General features: G+C 67.1%; 16 protein-coding genes. 4 read left to right on the forward strand and 12 right to left on the reverse strand.

The window, feature by feature from the left end; all coding sequences use genetic code 11:
- Positions 1–31: 31 nt before the first annotated feature.
- The 5 genes from BKK79_RS05635 to rpsP form a co-directional block, all read right to left on the reverse strand.
- Positions 32–712 carry a CoA pyrophosphatase gene (locus BKK79_RS05635; RefSeq protein ID WP_071011685.1) on the reverse strand — a complete coding sequence of 227 codons (681 nt, stop codon included), beginning with the start codon at positions 710–712 and terminating at the stop codon, positions 32–34.
- Positions 713–833: 121 nt separating this feature from the next.
- Entirely contained in the window at positions 834–1,226 is a 393-nt protein-coding gene (gene rplS, locus BKK79_RS05640) for a 50S ribosomal protein L19 (RefSeq protein WP_071011683.1), read from the reverse strand.
- Between the two features lie 75 nt (positions 1,227–1,301).
- A complete protein-coding gene (gene trmD / locus BKK79_RS05645) occupies positions 1,302–2,084 on the reverse strand; it encodes a tRNA (guanosine(37)-N1)-methyltransferase TrmD (RefSeq protein WP_071011682.1) in 783 nt (260 codons plus the stop codon).
- Positions 2,085–2,125: 41 nt separating this feature from the next.
- Positions 2,126–2,782, reverse strand: a complete 657-nt coding sequence (gene rimM, locus BKK79_RS05650) for a ribosome maturation factor RimM (RefSeq protein WP_071011680.1) — start codon at positions 2,780–2,782, stop codon at positions 2,126–2,128.
- 78 nt (positions 2,783–2,860) lie between these two features.
- A complete protein-coding gene (gene rpsP, locus BKK79_RS05655; RefSeq protein WP_071011679.1) occupies positions 2,861–3,115 on the reverse strand; it encodes a 30S ribosomal protein S16 in 255 nt (84 codons plus the stop codon).
- 143 nt (positions 3,116–3,258) lie between these two features.
- On the opposite strand from rpsP, the gene BKK79_RS05660 reads away from it, so the two are divergent.
- The 3 genes from BKK79_RS05660 to BKK79_RS05670 all read left to right on the forward strand — a co-directional run bounded on the left by BKK79_RS05660 (position 3,259) and on the right by BKK79_RS05670 (position 5,703).
- Positions 3,259–4,398: a PQQ-dependent sugar dehydrogenase gene (locus BKK79_RS05660; protein ID WP_084084505.1), complete on the forward strand. Its 1,140-nt coding sequence runs from the start codon at positions 3,259–3,261 to the stop codon at positions 4,396–4,398.
- Between the two features lie 151 nt (positions 4,399–4,549).
- The gene (locus BKK79_RS05665; RefSeq protein WP_071037302.1) at positions 4,550–4,954 is read left to right on the forward strand and encodes a hypothetical protein; all 405 of its coding nucleotides are present in this window, start codon (positions 4,550–4,552) and stop codon (positions 4,952–4,954) included.
- Positions 4,955–5,208: 254 nt separating this feature from the next.
- Positions 5,209–5,703: a TM2 domain-containing protein gene (locus tag BKK79_RS05670; protein ID WP_071037303.1), complete on the forward strand. Its 495-nt coding sequence runs from the start codon at positions 5,209–5,211 to the stop codon at positions 5,701–5,703.
- 67 nt (positions 5,704–5,770) lie between these two features.
- Here BKK79_RS05670 and BKK79_RS05675 read toward each other — a convergent pair whose 3' ends face one another.
- Together BKK79_RS05675 and BKK79_RS05680 are read right to left on the reverse strand one after the other, a co-directional pair.
- Positions 5,771–6,916, reverse strand: coding sequence for a PA0069 family radical SAM protein (locus BKK79_RS05675; protein ID WP_071011674.1), 1,146 nt, complete (start codon positions 6,914–6,916; stop codon positions 5,771–5,773).
- A 19-nt stretch (positions 6,917–6,935) separates the two neighbouring features.
- Complete coding sequence (locus BKK79_RS05680; RefSeq protein WP_071011673.1) at positions 6,936–7,454, reverse strand: Lrp/AsnC ligand binding domain-containing protein; 519 nt, start codon at positions 7,452–7,454, stop codon at positions 6,936–6,938.
- 142 nt (positions 7,455–7,596) lie between these two features.
- Here BKK79_RS05680 and BKK79_RS05685 point away from each other — a divergent pair, with 142 nt between their 5' ends.
- Positions 7,597–8,901: a D-amino acid dehydrogenase gene (locus BKK79_RS05685; RefSeq protein WP_071011672.1), complete on the forward strand. Its 1,305-nt coding sequence runs from the start codon at positions 7,597–7,599 to the stop codon at positions 8,899–8,901.
- Positions 8,902–9,263: 362 nt separating this feature from the next.
- Here the strand turns inward: BKK79_RS05685 and BKK79_RS05690 are convergent, their stop codons facing one another.
- From BKK79_RS05690 to BKK79_RS05710, 5 genes are all read right to left on the reverse strand, one after another.
- The gene (locus tag BKK79_RS05690) at positions 9,264–10,199 is read right to left on the reverse strand and encodes an electron transfer flavoprotein subunit alpha/FixB family protein (RefSeq protein ID WP_071011670.1); all 936 of its coding nucleotides are present in this window, start codon (positions 10,197–10,199) and stop codon (positions 9,264–9,266) included.
- A gap of 17 nt (positions 10,200–10,216) precedes the next feature.
- The gene (locus BKK79_RS05695) at positions 10,217–10,966 is read right to left on the reverse strand and encodes an electron transfer flavoprotein subunit beta/FixA family protein (protein ID WP_071011668.1); all 750 of its coding nucleotides are present in this window, start codon (positions 10,964–10,966) and stop codon (positions 10,217–10,219) included.
- Between the two features lie 203 nt (positions 10,967–11,169).
- The gene (locus tag BKK79_RS05700) at positions 11,170–11,976 is read right to left on the reverse strand and encodes a MetQ/NlpA family ABC transporter substrate-binding protein (protein WP_071011666.1); all 807 of its coding nucleotides are present in this window, start codon (positions 11,974–11,976) and stop codon (positions 11,170–11,172) included.
- Positions 11,977–12,042: 66 nt separating this feature from the next.
- Complete coding sequence (locus BKK79_RS05705) at positions 12,043–12,696, reverse strand: methionine ABC transporter permease (protein ID WP_071011665.1); 654 nt, start codon at positions 12,694–12,696, stop codon at positions 12,043–12,045.
- Positions 12,686–13,720 (reverse strand): methionine ABC transporter ATP-binding protein, encoded by a 1,035-nt coding sequence (locus tag BKK79_RS05710; protein WP_071011663.1) that lies wholly within the window; start codon positions 13,718–13,720, stop codon positions 12,686–12,688. The genes BKK79_RS05705 and BKK79_RS05710 overlap by 11 nt, the downstream gene beginning before the upstream one ends.
- Positions 13,721–13,754: the final 34 nt, after the last annotated feature.

Here is a 13,754-nt window from a genome sequence, read left to right on the forward strand (position 1 = left end):
CCCGGCCGCGCCCCCGGCGCGGGCCCGCGCCTCAGGCAGCCAGCAGGTGGTAGAGGTTGCGCAGCATCGCCGCGGTCGCCCCCCAGATGAAACGGTGGCCGCCACCCTCGCGCGGGAACGGCATCGCATAGAACATGCGCTCACCGTCGACCCAGCGCAGCAACCTGCGCTGGTGGTGGGCCGGGTCCATCAGAAATGACAAGGGCACCTCGAACACATCGGCCACCTCGCCGGCATTCGGGCGCAGCGTGAAGCCATCGCGTACCAGCCCCACCACCGGACTGACCAGGAAGCCGGTGCCGGTGATGTAATCGGGCAGGGTGCCGACCACCTCGACGAAATTGCGCGGCAGCCCCACCTCTTCCTCGGTCTCGCGCAATGCGGTCGTGATCCGGTCCGGGTCCGTCACGTCGAAGCTGCCGCCCGGAAAGCTGATCTGGCCCGCATGCGCGCTCAGGTTGGCATTGCGCTCGGTCAGCAGCACCGTCAGCCCATGCTCGCGCTCCACCAGCGGCATCAGCACGGCGGCATCGCGCAAGGCGCGGCCGCGGTCGTTGGCGCGGGAATCGTCGACCAGTTCGGGCTGCCAGGGGGGTGGCAGCTGCAGGCGCTGCCGGATGAAGCCCGGCTGCAGCCGCGAAGCGGCGATCGCCGGGTGGCGCGTATCGGTATCGAGGACGGGAAGGGCTTCGGGATCAAAGGCAGGGCGCATAGCGGCAGTAGTATGACAGAAGCCGCGCCGCAGCATATGAGGCGGCCGCAACCATGCAAAAAGGGCACCCGAAGGTGCCCCTGGAAAGCTGCCGACGGCCGGAGCCGCCGGAGTGACCGCCTTACTGAGCGGCAGCTGCCTTGGTCGAAGCCTTGGAAACCAGCTTTTCCTTGATACGAGCCGACTTGCCCGAGCGCTGGCGCAGGTAGTACAGCTTGGCGCGGCGCACGTCGCCGCGGCGCTTCACCTCGATGCCGGCGATCAGCGGCGAGTACAGCTGGAACGTACGTTCCACGCCCTCACCCGACGAGATCTTGCGCACGATGAAGGACGAGTTCAGGCCGCGGTTGCGCTTGGCAATCACGACGCCTTCGTACGCCTGCACGCGCTTGCGGTTACCTTCCACCACGTTCACGTTGACCACCACGGTGTCGCCGGGGGCGAACGCGGGAATGGTCTTGTTGGCGGTCAGACGAGCGATCTCGTCCTTTTCGATTTGCTCGATGATGTTCATCGTTTTTCTCCTAGACCATCATACCGGCGTTGTGTGCCCCAGGCATTGCCCGGGCCCCGGCAGAGGATGGGGTTTTCACTTGGCGGGAGCGAGCTCCCGCCCTTCCTTCGCGGACCACTCCGACAGAAACTTCTCGTCGGCGCGGGTCAGCAAACCCTGCTTGCGAGCCGCCTCGATCAGGTCGGGACGCTTGCTCGCGGTGTTGGCGAGCGCCTGACGGCGCCGCCATTTTTCAATCTCGGCATGATGGCCACCGAGGAGAATCTCGGGTACGCGCACGCCTTCATACACTTCCGGCCGCGTATAGTGCGGACAGTCGAGCAGGCCATTGACGAAACTGTCCTGTACCGCCGACTGCGCATCGCCCAGCACGCCGGGCAGATGTCGCACCACCGCGTCGATCAGCGCCATGGCCGGCAATTCGCCGCCCGACAGCACGAAATCGCCGAGGCTGATTTCCTCATCCACGCGCCGATCGATCAGGCGCTGGTCGATCGCCTCGTAGCGACCGCACAACAGCACCAGGCCGGGACGCTGCACCAGTTCCATCACCTTGGCATGGTCCAGGCGCGCGCCCTGCGGCGACATCAGCACCGTATGCGGCCGCTCGACGCCGGCCTGCGCCTGCACGGCAGCCGCCGCATCGAGAGCGTCCTCCAGCGGCTTGGCCAGCATCACCATGCCGGGGCCGCCGCCATACGGGCGATCATCGATCGTGCGGTAGTTATCAGCGGTGAAATCGCGCGGATTCCAGGTCCGCAACGCGTAGCGCTGCTGCTGGGCTGCCCGGCTGGTGATGCCCCAGTCGGTCAGCGCACGAAACATCTCGGGAAACAGCGTGATCACATCGAACTGCATCCGCCCCTCCCCCACCACGCCGCCACCGCGCGGCTGGCCAATCAGTAATCCAGCCCCCAGTCCACCACGATGCGCCTGGCCGCTGTATCGACCTCGCGCAGATAGGCATCGACGAAGGGGATCAAACGCTCGCCCGGCTTGCCATCGGGCAGCGTGCAGGCGACCTGCAGAATCTGGTGCGCGCCATTGTCGATCAGGCCGGACACCTCGCCGAGGGATTCCCCCGACTCGTTGCTGACGGCACAACCGATCAGGTCGACCCAGTAGAATTCGTTTTCCTGCGGCGCCGGGAAGTCGGCACGACGGACCCAGACGCGGCGCCCCTTGAGCGCCTCGGCCAGGTTGCGGTCTGCCACGCCGGCAGCCTGCGCGACCACCGTACCGCTGTGCTCGCGCGCCTGCGCGATCTTCAGGCACAGTGGCGGCACCCCGGCATCCGCACTGCCGGCGAGGCCGGGCCGCGGTACGGCGAGCAGCCACCAGCGACGTGCATTCAGCAATGCTTCGGCGTCCTGGGCATGCGGCTGGACCTTGATCCAGCCACGGATGCCATAGGCAGCACCGACGTAGCCGACCTCCACCAGATCTTCCGGCAGGGCATCGGCATGAACCAGTGCCGCAGGCAACCTGGCAGGCTGCGGGGCGGCGGGCGACGTCAACGGTCGCCGCGGCGCGGCGCCCTGCTTGCGTTCAGTCACGGCAGGAGGACAGATCTGTGCCGGAGACTGCCAGCCACGCACACGGCATGGCCAGGCGCATCTCCCGGCTCAAGCCGATCAGGCAGCGGCCTTGGCGGCGCCTTGCTTGACCAGGCGCGCCACGGTCGGCGACAGCTGGGCACCGACGCCTTGCCAGTAGGTCAGGCGGTCGGCGACAACGCGCAGGCCTTCGGCGCCGTCGGCAGCCAGGGGGTTGTAGAAGCCGATACGCTCGATGAAACGGCCATCACGGCGGTTACGCGAGTCGGTAGCGACGATGTTGAAGAACGGGCGCTTTTTGCTGCCGCCGCGAGCCAGACGGATGACGACCATGGATGAATTCCTCAGAAAACGGGGTGTTCGAACACGAAACACGAGAGTATAGCCCAATTCTCAAGGCCAAACAAACACTTAGCCAATTGACTGTGCACGGCAGGGCAGGCATGGTGGCGGGAACCCCTGCGAAGGAGCGCATCATGAGGATCCTGCCGCACTTCCACCCGGGCCGCGCGCTGGCCGCCTGGCGCCGCGCCGCCCTGCTCCCCTGCATGCTGTGCCTGGCTGCCCCAGTGCGGGCGGCCCTCCCGCTCAACGAGATCAAACTGCCGCCGGGCTTCCACATCGAACTGCTCAGCGACAAGGTGCCGGATGCCCGCGGCATGACGTTCTCACCGGGCGGCACACTCTTCGTCGGCACAAGTGCAAAAGGAAAAGTCTACGCCATCTCCGATCCGCTGGGGCCGCGGCCACGGGTGCGCACCATTGCCAGCAACCTGACCATGCCGGTCGGCGTCGCTTTCCGCAACGGCGCGCTCTACGCTTCCTCGGTTTCGCGCATTGTCCGGCTGGATGGGATCGAGGCACGCCTGGACGACCCGCCGCAGTCGGTGACGGTCAGCGACCGTTTTCCGAGCGAGACCCACCACGGCTGGAAATTCATCGCCTTCGGACCCGATGGCTACCTCTACGTGCCGGTTGGCGCGCCCTGCAATATCTGCGCGCCGGACGAGAACCGCTACGCCAATATCATGAAGATGCGGCCCGACGGCTCCGACCTGCAGGTCGTGGCCAAGGGGGTGCGCAACAGCGTGGGATTCGACTGGAATCCGGCTTCCGGCGAATTCTGGTTCACCGACAACGGACGGGACTGGATGGGCGATGACCAGCCCGACGACGAACTCAACCGCCTGTCCCGCCCCGGCCAGCACTTCGGCTACCCCTACTGCCATGCCGGCGACATCCCCGATCCCGAATTCGGCAAGCAGCGCCCGTGCTCGGAATTCGCGCCGCCCGCCGCCAAGCTCGGCGCCCATGTCGCCGCCCTTGGCATGCGCTTCTACACAGGCAATGCGTTTCCGCCGGAATACCGGCGCAATACGATCTTCATCGCCGAGCACGGCAGCTGGAACCGCAGCACACCAGTCGGCTACCGGGTGGTACGGGTGATGCTGGATCAACAGGGCAAGGTCACCGGCCAACAGGTGTTCGCGGAGGGCTGGCTGCGCCGGGGCAAGCCTTGGGGCCGCCCGGTCGACGTGCAGGTCGCACCCGACGGCTCCCTGCTGGTCAGCGACGACTTCGCCGGTGCCATCTACCGGATCCGCTACGCACCGTAGCGCCCTGCCCGTCCAGCCACCCGAACTGCCCCGAAACGGGGAAACAATCCGTTACACCGGTAACGCGATTCGCATAGGCGCACTCGGAGCGCATGCGTACCATGAAGCCATCTCGTGAACCCATCCGCGCGACAGGCTTCTGGAAATCCGTATGCTTTCCCGCTCCCCCCTGCGCAACGGCGTGGCCGGCCTGGCACTGCTTGCAGGCCTGCTCGGCACCGCGGCGATCAGCCACGCACAGGTCGCCTTCTGGCACCAGGCGCGCCCCGATGCCCGCCAGGCGGGCGCGCGCGCGCAAGCAGGCGGCTGGGAGATGGCAAGCGTGCGGGCCGAAAGCCGCGACCATGTCCGCGCGCAGATCGAGCGGATGGAAGCAAGGGCCCGCGCCGACGATCGCCTGAGCGGGCGCCCCGCGCCCTCTCCCGCCGCCTTGCGCAATGAGGAGCGCCCCCCACCCGCCGAACGGGAACGACCGTCCGACAATGCGCGCGGCGATCCGCGCGCGACCGGGGTGGGTCCGGGCTGGCAGGCGCGCGAGCGCGAAAACGGCCGCTGAGCAAGGGGCCGGATCGGCGCCCTCCCCTGGCTGGCTGCAACGCCTGGCATCCTGCCCCCCCCTGAACTCCACGAGCTTGCCCGCGCGGCAAGCTCCACCACCGCAAGCCCCCACCCTACATGTGGCGACGATGGCAAGGTACGGCCATCGCGCCTCGCCACGGCTTACAATGTGACCCGCCGCACGCTGGCCGCCAGTCAGCACGCCGCCCGGCGGGGGTGCCTGCCCGCCGCATGACCGGATCCCGTTCTGCCATGTCCGCTGCAAGCCAAGCCTCTGCCACGCCCTCCACTGCCAAAGCCCGCCCGGCACGCGGCAAGTCCAAGCTGGCCACCGTCGCGCTCGCCTTCCTGCTGGGCAGCCTCGGGGCACACCGCTTCTACCTTGCCGGCGTGCGCGACCGCTACGGCTGGATGCACCTGCTCGCCACGCTGGCCGGCACGATCGGCGTGGCCTCGCTGCTGGCCGATGCCGGCAATCCGGTATTGAACTGGGTCTTCGCCGTGCTCGGCGGCACCTCGCTGACCTCGGCCTTCCTGGCTGCGATCGTCTACGGCCTGCGGCCGGACGAAAAATGGGATGCGCGCTTCAACCCGCACGGCGCACCGACCCGCTCCGGCTGGCCCGTCGTCATCTTGGTGATCCTTTCGCTGCTGATCGGCACCGGCCTGTTGATGGCCGGCCTGGCCATCAGTTTCCAGACCTACTTCGAATCGCAGGTAGAAGCTGCGCGCGCGCTGTCACAGTAGCGCCGAAACCGCGCCGCGGCAGCCGGGGAAGCCGGAAGCGGGCACGCGCCCCGACCGCCGTGCGCACTCAGAAAAGCGATCCCTGGCGCGGCGCCGGTGGCGCAGGAAGGGCCGGCGGCCGGAAGCGCGAGGTGTCCAGCTCATAGCGGTTGTAGCGGTAGCCCAGCCGGTCGGCCGCCTTGTAGAAGCGCTGGCGCAACAGGTCGGCCCAGATGCCGGTGCCGCGCATGCGCGAGGCAAAATCCGCGTCGTAGTCCTTGCCGCCGCGCATGTCGCGCACCCGGTTCATCACGCGCTCGGCCCGGTCCGGAAAGTGTGCCTGCAGCCACTCCTCGAACAGGGGCCTCACCTCCCACGGCAGCCGCAGCACGATGTAGTTGGCATAGACCGCGCCGGCTTCGCGCGCCGCCTCGAGGATGCGCTCCAGGTCCGGCTCGGTGACGAAGGGAATCAGGGGCGCCACGCTGACACCCACCGGAATGCCGGCCTCGCTGAGCGTGCGGATCGTGCGCAGCCGGCGCGATGGCGCCGCCGCACGCGGCTCCAGGGTGCGCGCCAGTCCGGCATCCAACGTGGTGATGGTGACGGCGGCCACGGCCAGGCGCTTGGCCGCCATCGGCGCCAGCAGGTCGATATCCCGCTCGATCAGCGCCGACTTCGTGATCAGCGCGACCGGATGGTCGCAAGCGTGCAGCACCTCGAGCACGCTGCGGGTGATGCGGTGTTCGCGCTCGATGGGCTGGTAGGCATCCGTATTGACGCCCAGCGCGATGGTCTCGCAGCGATAGAACGGTCGCGACAGGGCATGGCGCAAGCGCTCGGCGGCATTGGCCTTGGCGAACAGCCGGCTCTCGAAATCCAGCCCGGGAGACAGATCGAGGTAAGCGTGGGTCGGCCGCGCGAAGCAATAGATGCAGCCATGCTCACAGCCGCGATAGGGATTCAGCGAGACATCGAAGGGAATATCCGGCGACGCGTTACGCGTCAGGATCGAGCGCGCCTGTTCGAGGGTGACATGGGTGACCAGCCGCGGCCCCGCCTCGCTGGCGGGGGCCTCCACCGCGTCGGCGCGCGCGGGCATCTCGCCGGCCGGCGCCCAGCCGTCGTCGAACGCCTCGCGCCGGTCGCGCTCGAAGCGTCCCTGCAGGTTGCTGACGGCACCCCGCCCCTTGCTCGGCGCGGGCGGCCGCCCTGGACGTCCGGAATCTCCCATACCTGGCCAGCCCGGCGCCTCAGTTACGCCCGGCGCCGGCCGCCGGCGCCTTCTCTTCGACGGAAATGGCCAGGGTCTCCTTGATCTCTTCCATCACCACATAGCTCTTGGACTGGGCCGCGCCGGGCAACTGCAGCAGGATGTCACCCAGCAGGCGGCGATACTCGCCGATCTCGCGGATGCGCGCCTTGATCAGGTAGTCGAAGTCACCCGACACCAGGTGGCATTCCAGCACCTCCGGGATGCGCAGCACCTCGCGCCGGAACTGCTCGAACATATTGCCCGACTTGTCGCGCAGCGTGATCTCCACGAATACCAGCAGGGCACTACCCAGCAGCACCGGGTTCAGGCGCGCGTGGTAGCCCATGATGACACCATCGCGCTCGAGCCGCTTGACCCGCTCGATGCAGGGCGTGATGGTCAGGCCCACAGCCTCGGCAAGGTCCTTCATCGACATGCGCCCGTCCGCCTGCAGCAAGGCCAGGATCCTACGGTCCAGCCGGTCCAGGCTGCGCACGGGTTGCCGACTCGTTCTCATGATTTCTTCCTGTTTATCGAAATTTTTCGACAACTATAACTAGCGTATTTTCAATAGCATAGTAGTAAATGCTTCCGTGACTGGTTCTCCCAGTTACGCCCCCAACGCCGGATGCCCGGTCGACCAGTCGGAGTGAGTGGAAATGCGCGTTCTTGTTCTTGGCAGCGGTGTGATCGGTGTCACCAGCGCCTGGTATCTGGCCCAGGCCGGACACGAGGTCACGGTGGTAGACCGCGAGGCCGGACCGGCGCTGGAAACGAGCTTCGCCAACGCCGGCCAGATCTCACCGGGCTATGCGTCGCCCTGGGCGGCCCCCGGCGTGCCGCTCAAGGCCATCAAGTGGATGTTCCAGCAGCACGCGCCGCTGAGCATCCGCCCCGACGGCACGCTGTTCCAGCTGCGCTGGATCTGGCAGATGCTGCTGAACTGCAGCGCCGACCGCTATGCCGTCAACAAGGAACGGATGGTGCGCCTGGCTGAGTACAGCCGCGACTGCATCCGCGCACTGCGGGCCGACACCGGCATCGCCTATGAGGGCCGCACGCAGGGCACCCTGCAACTGTTCCGCACCGAAGCGCAACTGGCTGGTGCAGCCAAGGACATCGCCGTCCTCGACCAGGCCGGCGTGCCCTACGAACTGCTCTCGCGCGAACAACTCGCGAGCGCAGAGCCGGCGCTGGCCACGGTCAGCCACAAGCTGACCGGCGGCCTGCGCCTGCCCAATGACGAGACCGGCGACTGCCAGCTGTTCACGCGCCGGCTCGCCGCGATGGCCGAAGCCCAGGGCGTGCGCTTCCTCTTCAACCGCACCATCGGCAACCTGCTCACGCGCGGCGACGCGGTGACCGGCGCCATGGTGGACGGCGAGCCGATGTCGGCAGACCTGGTGGTGGTGGCGCTGGGCAGCTGGTCGACGCAGATGGTCAAGCCCTTCCTGTCCGGCCTTTCCGACCTGCCTGTCTATCCGCTCAAGGGCTTCTCCATCACGGTGCCGATGAACGACGCCTCGCGCAGCCCGGTCTCCACCGTGCTGGATGAAACGTTCAAGGTGGCCATCACGCGCTTCGACGACCGCATCCGGGTCGGCGGCATGGCGCAGATCGTCGGCTATGACCGTTCGCTGGACCCAGCCAAGCGCCGCACGCTGGAACACGTGGTCACCGACCTGTTCCCGGGCGCCGGCGACGTCAGCCGCGCCACCTTCTGGACCGGCCTGCGGCCGATGACGCCGGATGGCACGCCCATCGTCGGGCCGACCCCGGTCAAGGGCCTGTGGCTGAACACCGGCCACGGCACGCTGGGCTGGACCATGGCCTGCGGCTCGGGCAAGCTGCTGTCCGATCTGGTGTCGGGCACCAAGCCGGCCATCCGCGCCGACGACCTGTCGGTCTCGCGCTACCTGCACGACACGCAGCGGCACACCTCGCCGCGCCCGGCCGTGGCCTGATGGCCTGGAGGCCCGGAGAACGGCCTCCGCCGGTCTTCCCGGCAGCGGCGCCTGCCGCGCGCACCCATGAGAACGGGCGCTTCCGGTCGGAAGCACCCGTTTTTGCTTTCCTTTCCGCTTGCCTGACGGCGTCGCGCATCCCGCCGGCCCGTGACGGCATGCGCCCGGCGAGGTCCAGGGCCGCCGATTCGCCTCTTGCCCAGAGCATGCCCTGGATTGTTGTGCAGCAGGTCTCGCCCGCCGCCCTTCTCGCTGGCCTGTGGCAGGTGCGTACTGGATGAAAAAAAACCGTTCGCGGGTGCCCCCGGGAACGGCTCTTGCGATGCGGTCGGTGCCGGCCCCGCGGGGCCAGCCAGCGGGACTCAGCCCAGTGCCGCCACCAGCTCGGGCACAACCGTGTTCAGGTCGCCCACCAGGCCGTAGTCGGCCACGGAGAAGATCGGCGCCTCCGGATCCTTGTTGATCGCTACGATCACCTTGGAGTCCTTCATGCCAGCCAGATGCTGGATCGCGCCGGAAATACCGACAGCGATGTACAGCTGCGGTGCCACGATCTTGCCGGTCTGGCCGACCTGGTAATCATTCGGCACGAAGCCGGCATCGACAGCGGCGCGCGAAGCGCCCAGCGCCGCGCCCAGCTTGTCGGCCAGCGGCGTCAGCACCTTGGTGTAGTTCTCGCCAGAGCCCACGCCACGGCCGCCGGAGACGACGATCTTGGCAGCAGTCAGTTCCGGACGGTCGCTCTTCGCCACTTCACGCGAAACGAACTGCGAGACGCCGGCATCGGCCACGGCCGGCAGGCTTTCGACGGCAGCCGATCCGCCTTCGGCAGCGGCGGCGTCAAAGGCGGTACCACGCACGGTGATGACCTTGACCTTGTCGGCCGATTTCACGGTGGCGATGGCATTGCCGGCGTAGATCGGACGCTCGAAGGTGTCCGGGGCATCGACCTTGGAGATCTCCGAGATCTGGGCCACGTCCAGCTTGGCGGCCACGCGCGGCAGGATGTTCTTGCCGTACGGGGTGGCGGGCGCCAGGATGTGGCTGTAGTCGTTGGCGATGGCCAGCGCCTGCTCGGCCACGTTCTCGGCCAGGCCGTCGCCGAAGTACGGCGCATCGGCCAGCAGCACCTTGGTGACGCCGGCGATCTTGGCGGCGGCGGCAGCGGCGGCCGCTGCATTGGAGCCGGCCACCAGCACGTGGACGTCGCCACCGCACTGGGCGGCTGCGGTCACCGTGTTCAGCGTGGCGGCCTTGATGGTTTGGTTGTCGTGTTCAGCAATGACGAGTGCAGTCATGTTCTCTCTCCCCGCGCTCAGATGACCTTGGCTTCGTTCTTCAGCTTTTGCACCAGCGTGGCGACGTCCGGCACCATCACGCCCGCGCTGCGCTTGGCCGGCTCGACGACCTTCAGCGTGGTCAGGCGCGGCTTGACGTCGACACCGAGGTCTTCCGGCTTGACGGTGTCCAGCGGCTTCTTCTTGGCCTTCATGATGTTCGGCAGCGTGACGTAGCGCGGCTCGTTCAAGCGCAGGTCGGTGGTCACCACCGCCGGCAGCGACAGCGACAGCGTTTCCAGGCCGCCGTCGACTTCACGGGTCACCGAAGCCTTGCCGTCGGCCACGACCACCTTGGAGGCGAAAGTCGCCTGCGGCAGGCCGGCCAGCGCGGCCACCATCTGGCCGGTCTGGTTGGAATCGTCGTCGATGGCCTGCTTGCCCAGGATCACCAGCTGCGGCTGCTCCTTGTCGATCAGGGCCTTCAGCAGCTTGGCCACGGCCAGCGGCTGCAGGTCTTCGCTCGACTCCACCAGAATGCCGCGGTCGGCACCGATGGCCATCGCGGTGCGCAGCGTTTCCTGGCACTGGGCCACGCCGCAGGACACGGCGATCACCTCGGTGGCCACGCCGGCTTCCTTCAGACGCACCGCTTCTTCCACGGCGATTTCGTCAAAGGGGTTCATGCTCATCTTGACGTTGGCCAGATCCACGCCCGTGCCGTCCGACTTCACCCGGACCTTGACGTTGTAGTCCACCACGCGCTTGACTGCGACGAGTACTTTCATGCGCTCACTCCACTGATCACTGATAGTCAGAAATTTGCATCGCTCGCCATTATAACCACCGGTCTGGCGGCGCCTTAGTTTTTCGAACGATCGTACTATTTTATCGGTAAAGAATTGCCGGGCATAGCCCGGCAAGCTCGAAAACCCAGGTCAATTGTGCCGCAGGATGCCCTGCGGCGGCGAATTCGCCTCTGTTTTTCGACTTACCACGCGGTAATCACCGAGTCCTTGTAGGTCGCCTGGATGTATTGCTTCACCTCGGCCGAGTGATAGGCCTTGAGCAGCTTGGCCACCCAAGGCTTGTTCTTGTCGGCTTCGCGCACGGCGATCAGGTTGGCGTACGGCCCCTTCGGACCTTCCATGGCGATCGCGTCCTTGGTCGGCGACAGGCCTGCCGATTCCGCGTAGTTGCCGTTGATGGCGGCGGCGTCGAGATCGTCCAGCGAGCGCGGCAGCTGGGCGGCGTCCAGTTCCACGATCTTCAGCTTCTTCGGGTTCTCGGTGATGTCCAGCGGCGTCGCCTTCAGGCCGGCATCCGCACGCAGCTTGAGCAGGCCCTTGCTCTGCAGCAGCAGCAGGCCGCGGCCGCCGTTGGTGGGATCGTTGGGCACGCCCAGGCGCGCGCCGGCCTTGAGCTGGTCGAGCGACTTGACCTTCTTCGAGTAAATGCCCATCGGGAAGGTCACGGTGAAGCCCGCGTTGGCGAACTTGTAGCCGCGGTCCTTCATCTGCGCTTCCAGGTAGGGCAGGTGCTGGTAGCTGTTGGCGTCGAGGTCGCCGGCGGCCAGTGCGGCGTTCGGCTGGATGTAGTCGCTGAACTCGACCACCTGGATGTTGAGGCCGTCGCGCGCGGCGACCTTCTTCACCTGCTCCATGATCTGGGCGTGCGGGCCGCCGGTGACCCCGATCTTGATCGGCTTGTCCTGCGCCGCGGCCTGGCCGGCCGCGGCCACGCCGAACACGAGGGCGGCAGCGCCCAGGATGGTTTGCAGCACGTTACGACGTTGCATCTTGTGACTTCCCTGTCTGTGATGGCTGGAGATGACTGGCGGCGGCGCGATTCGCTCCGGCCCCGCCTACTTGTGGCTGATGCGGCGGACCAGCCAGTCGCCGAAGCTCTGCACGGCCTGCACGAACACGATCAGGATCACCACCACCGCCACCATCACCTCGGTGATGTAGCGCTGGTAGCCATAGCGGATGCCCAGGTCGCCCAGGCCGCCGCCGCCGATCGCGCCGGCCATGGCCGAGTAGCCGACCAGGCTGACGAAGGTGATGGTCAGGCCGGCGACGATGCCTGGCATGGCCTCGGGCAGCAATACCTTCCAGACGATCTGCCAGGTCGTCGCACCCATCGACTGGGCTGCCTCGACCAGCCCCTTGTCGACCTCGCGCAGCGCCGACTCCACCAGCCGCGCGATGAACGGGATGGCCGCGATGGTCAGCGGCACGACCGCCGCGGCGGTACCGATCGACGAGCCGACGATGAAGCGCGTGAACGGAATCACCACCACCAGCAGGATGATGAAGGGAATCGAGCGCACCGCGTTGGCGACCACGCCGATGGTGCGGTTGAACAGCGGATTCGACAGCACGCCGCCACGGTCGGTCAGGTGCAGCAGCACGCCCAGCGGCACGCCGAACAGCGCACCGACCACGCCCGAGATGCTGACCATCAGCAGCGTCTCGTTGAACGAGGTCAGAAACAGGTCAAACATCTCAGACCACATGCTCGAGCTCCTCTACCACCACGCCCTGCTCCTGCAGGTATGCCATCGCCGCCTTCACGTCGGCCAGTTCGCCGGTGGCCATGATGGCCAGCGAACCGAAGGCCTGCCCCTGGATCTCGTCGATGTGGCCGTGCAGGATGTTGAAATCGAGCCCGTGGCGGCGGATCGCCTGGGCCAGCACCGGCTGGTCCACGCCTTCGCCGGTGAAAGCCAGGCGGTAGACGTGGTCGCGGCCGTTGCCGAGCCGGCTCTCCACGCGCTTGAGCACGCTGGCCGGCAGTTCCTGCGCGATCACGTCGCCGATCATGGCACGCGTGACTTCGTGCTGCGGGCGCAGGAAGACATCGATCACGCGCCCCTGCTCCACCACGCGACCGGCGTCGAGCACCGCGACGCGGTCGCATACCTGCTTGATGACCTCCATCTGGTGCGTGATCATCACGATGGTCAGGCCGAGTTCGCTATTGATCTTGCGCAGCAGCTCCAGGATGGCGCGCGTGGTCTCCGGGTCGAGCGCCGAGGTGGCCTCGTCCGACAGCAATACCTTGGGCTTGCTGGCCAGCGCCCGCGCGATGCCCACGCGCTGCTTCTGGCCGCCGCTGATCTGCGCCGGGTAGCGGTCCTTCAGCTTGTCGAGACCCACCAGCTCCAGCAGCGGCATCACGGCGGCGGCGATCTGCTGCTTGTTCTGGCCGGCCAGTTCCAGCGGCAGGGCCACGTTGTCGTAGACCGTGCGCGAAGACAGCAGGTTGAAATGCTGGAAGATCATGCCGATCTCGCGGCGCGCCTGCCGCAGCGCGCCCTTGTCGAGCGCGGTCAGGTCCTGGCCCGCCACGATGACGCGGCCGCTGGTCGGACGGTTGAGCAGGTTGATGGCGCGCACCAGGGTGCTCTTGCCGGCGCCGCTGCGGCCGATGATGCCAAAGACCTCGCCTGCCGCGATGGACAGGCTGACGTCCCGCAATGCATGCACTTCGCCCGACGCACCGGGAAAGCGCTGCGAGAGACCTTGCAGTTCGATCATGAGAGAAGACGAAAAGAAAACGGCAACAGGCGAG

This window comes from Cupriavidus sp. USMAA2-4 (assembly GCF_001854305.1).
Taxonomy (GTDB): domain Bacteria; phylum Pseudomonadota; class Gammaproteobacteria; order Burkholderiales; family Burkholderiaceae; genus Cupriavidus; species Cupriavidus malaysiensis.

Bases quoted from the DNA above. Each gene is read 5' to 3' on its own strand.
- BKK79_RS05635 (WP_071011685.1), bottom strand. From the start codon at position 712: ATGCGCCCTGCCTTTGATCCCGAAGCCCTTCCCGTCCTCGATACCGAT.
- rplS (WP_071011683.1), bottom strand. From the start codon at position 1,226: ATGAACATCATCGAGCAAATCGAAAAGGACGAGATCGCTCGTCTGACC.
- trmD (WP_071011682.1), bottom strand. From the start codon at position 2,084: ATGCAGTTCGATGTGATCACGCTGTTTCCCGAGATGTTTCGTGCGCTG.
- rpsP (WP_071011679.1), bottom strand. From the start codon at position 3,115: ATGGTCGTCATCCGTCTGGCTCGCGGCGGCAGCAAAAAGCGCCCGTTC.
- BKK79_RS05660 (WP_084084505.1), top strand. From the start codon at position 3,259: ATGAGGATCCTGCCGCACTTCCACCCGGGCCGCGCGCTGGCCGCCTGG.
- BKK79_RS05665 (WP_071037302.1), top strand. From the start codon at position 4,550: ATGCTTTCCCGCTCCCCCCTGCGCAACGGCGTGGCCGGCCTGGCACTG.
- BKK79_RS05670 (WP_071037303.1), top strand. From the start codon at position 5,209: ATGTCCGCTGCAAGCCAAGCCTCTGCCACGCCCTCCACTGCCAAAGCC.
- BKK79_RS05675 (WP_071011674.1), bottom strand. From the start codon at position 6,916: ATGGGAGATTCCGGACGTCCAGGGCGGCCGCCCGCGCCGAGCAAGGGG.
- BKK79_RS05680 (WP_071011673.1), bottom strand. From the start codon at position 7,454: ATGAGAACGAGTCGGCAACCCGTGCGCAGCCTGGACCGGCTGGACCGT.
- BKK79_RS05685 (WP_071011672.1), top strand. From the start codon at position 7,597: ATGCGCGTTCTTGTTCTTGGCAGCGGTGTGATCGGTGTCACCAGCGCC.
- BKK79_RS05690 (WP_071011670.1), bottom strand. From the start codon at position 10,199: ATGACTGCACTCGTCATTGCTGAACACGACAACCAAACCATCAAGGCC.
- BKK79_RS05695 (WP_071011668.1), bottom strand. From the start codon at position 10,966: ATGAAAGTACTCGTCGCAGTCAAGCGCGTGGTGGACTACAACGTCAAG.
- BKK79_RS05700 (WP_071011666.1), bottom strand. From the start codon at position 11,976: ATGCAACGTCGTAACGTGCTGCAAACCATCCTGGGCGCTGCCGCCCTC.
- BKK79_RS05705 (WP_071011665.1), bottom strand. From the start codon at position 12,696: ATGTGGTCTGAGATGTTTGACCTGTTTCTGACCTCGTTCAACGAGACG.
- BKK79_RS05710 (WP_071011663.1), bottom strand. From the start codon at position 13,720: ATGATCGAACTGCAAGGTCTCTCGCAGCGCTTTCCCGGTGCGTCGGGC.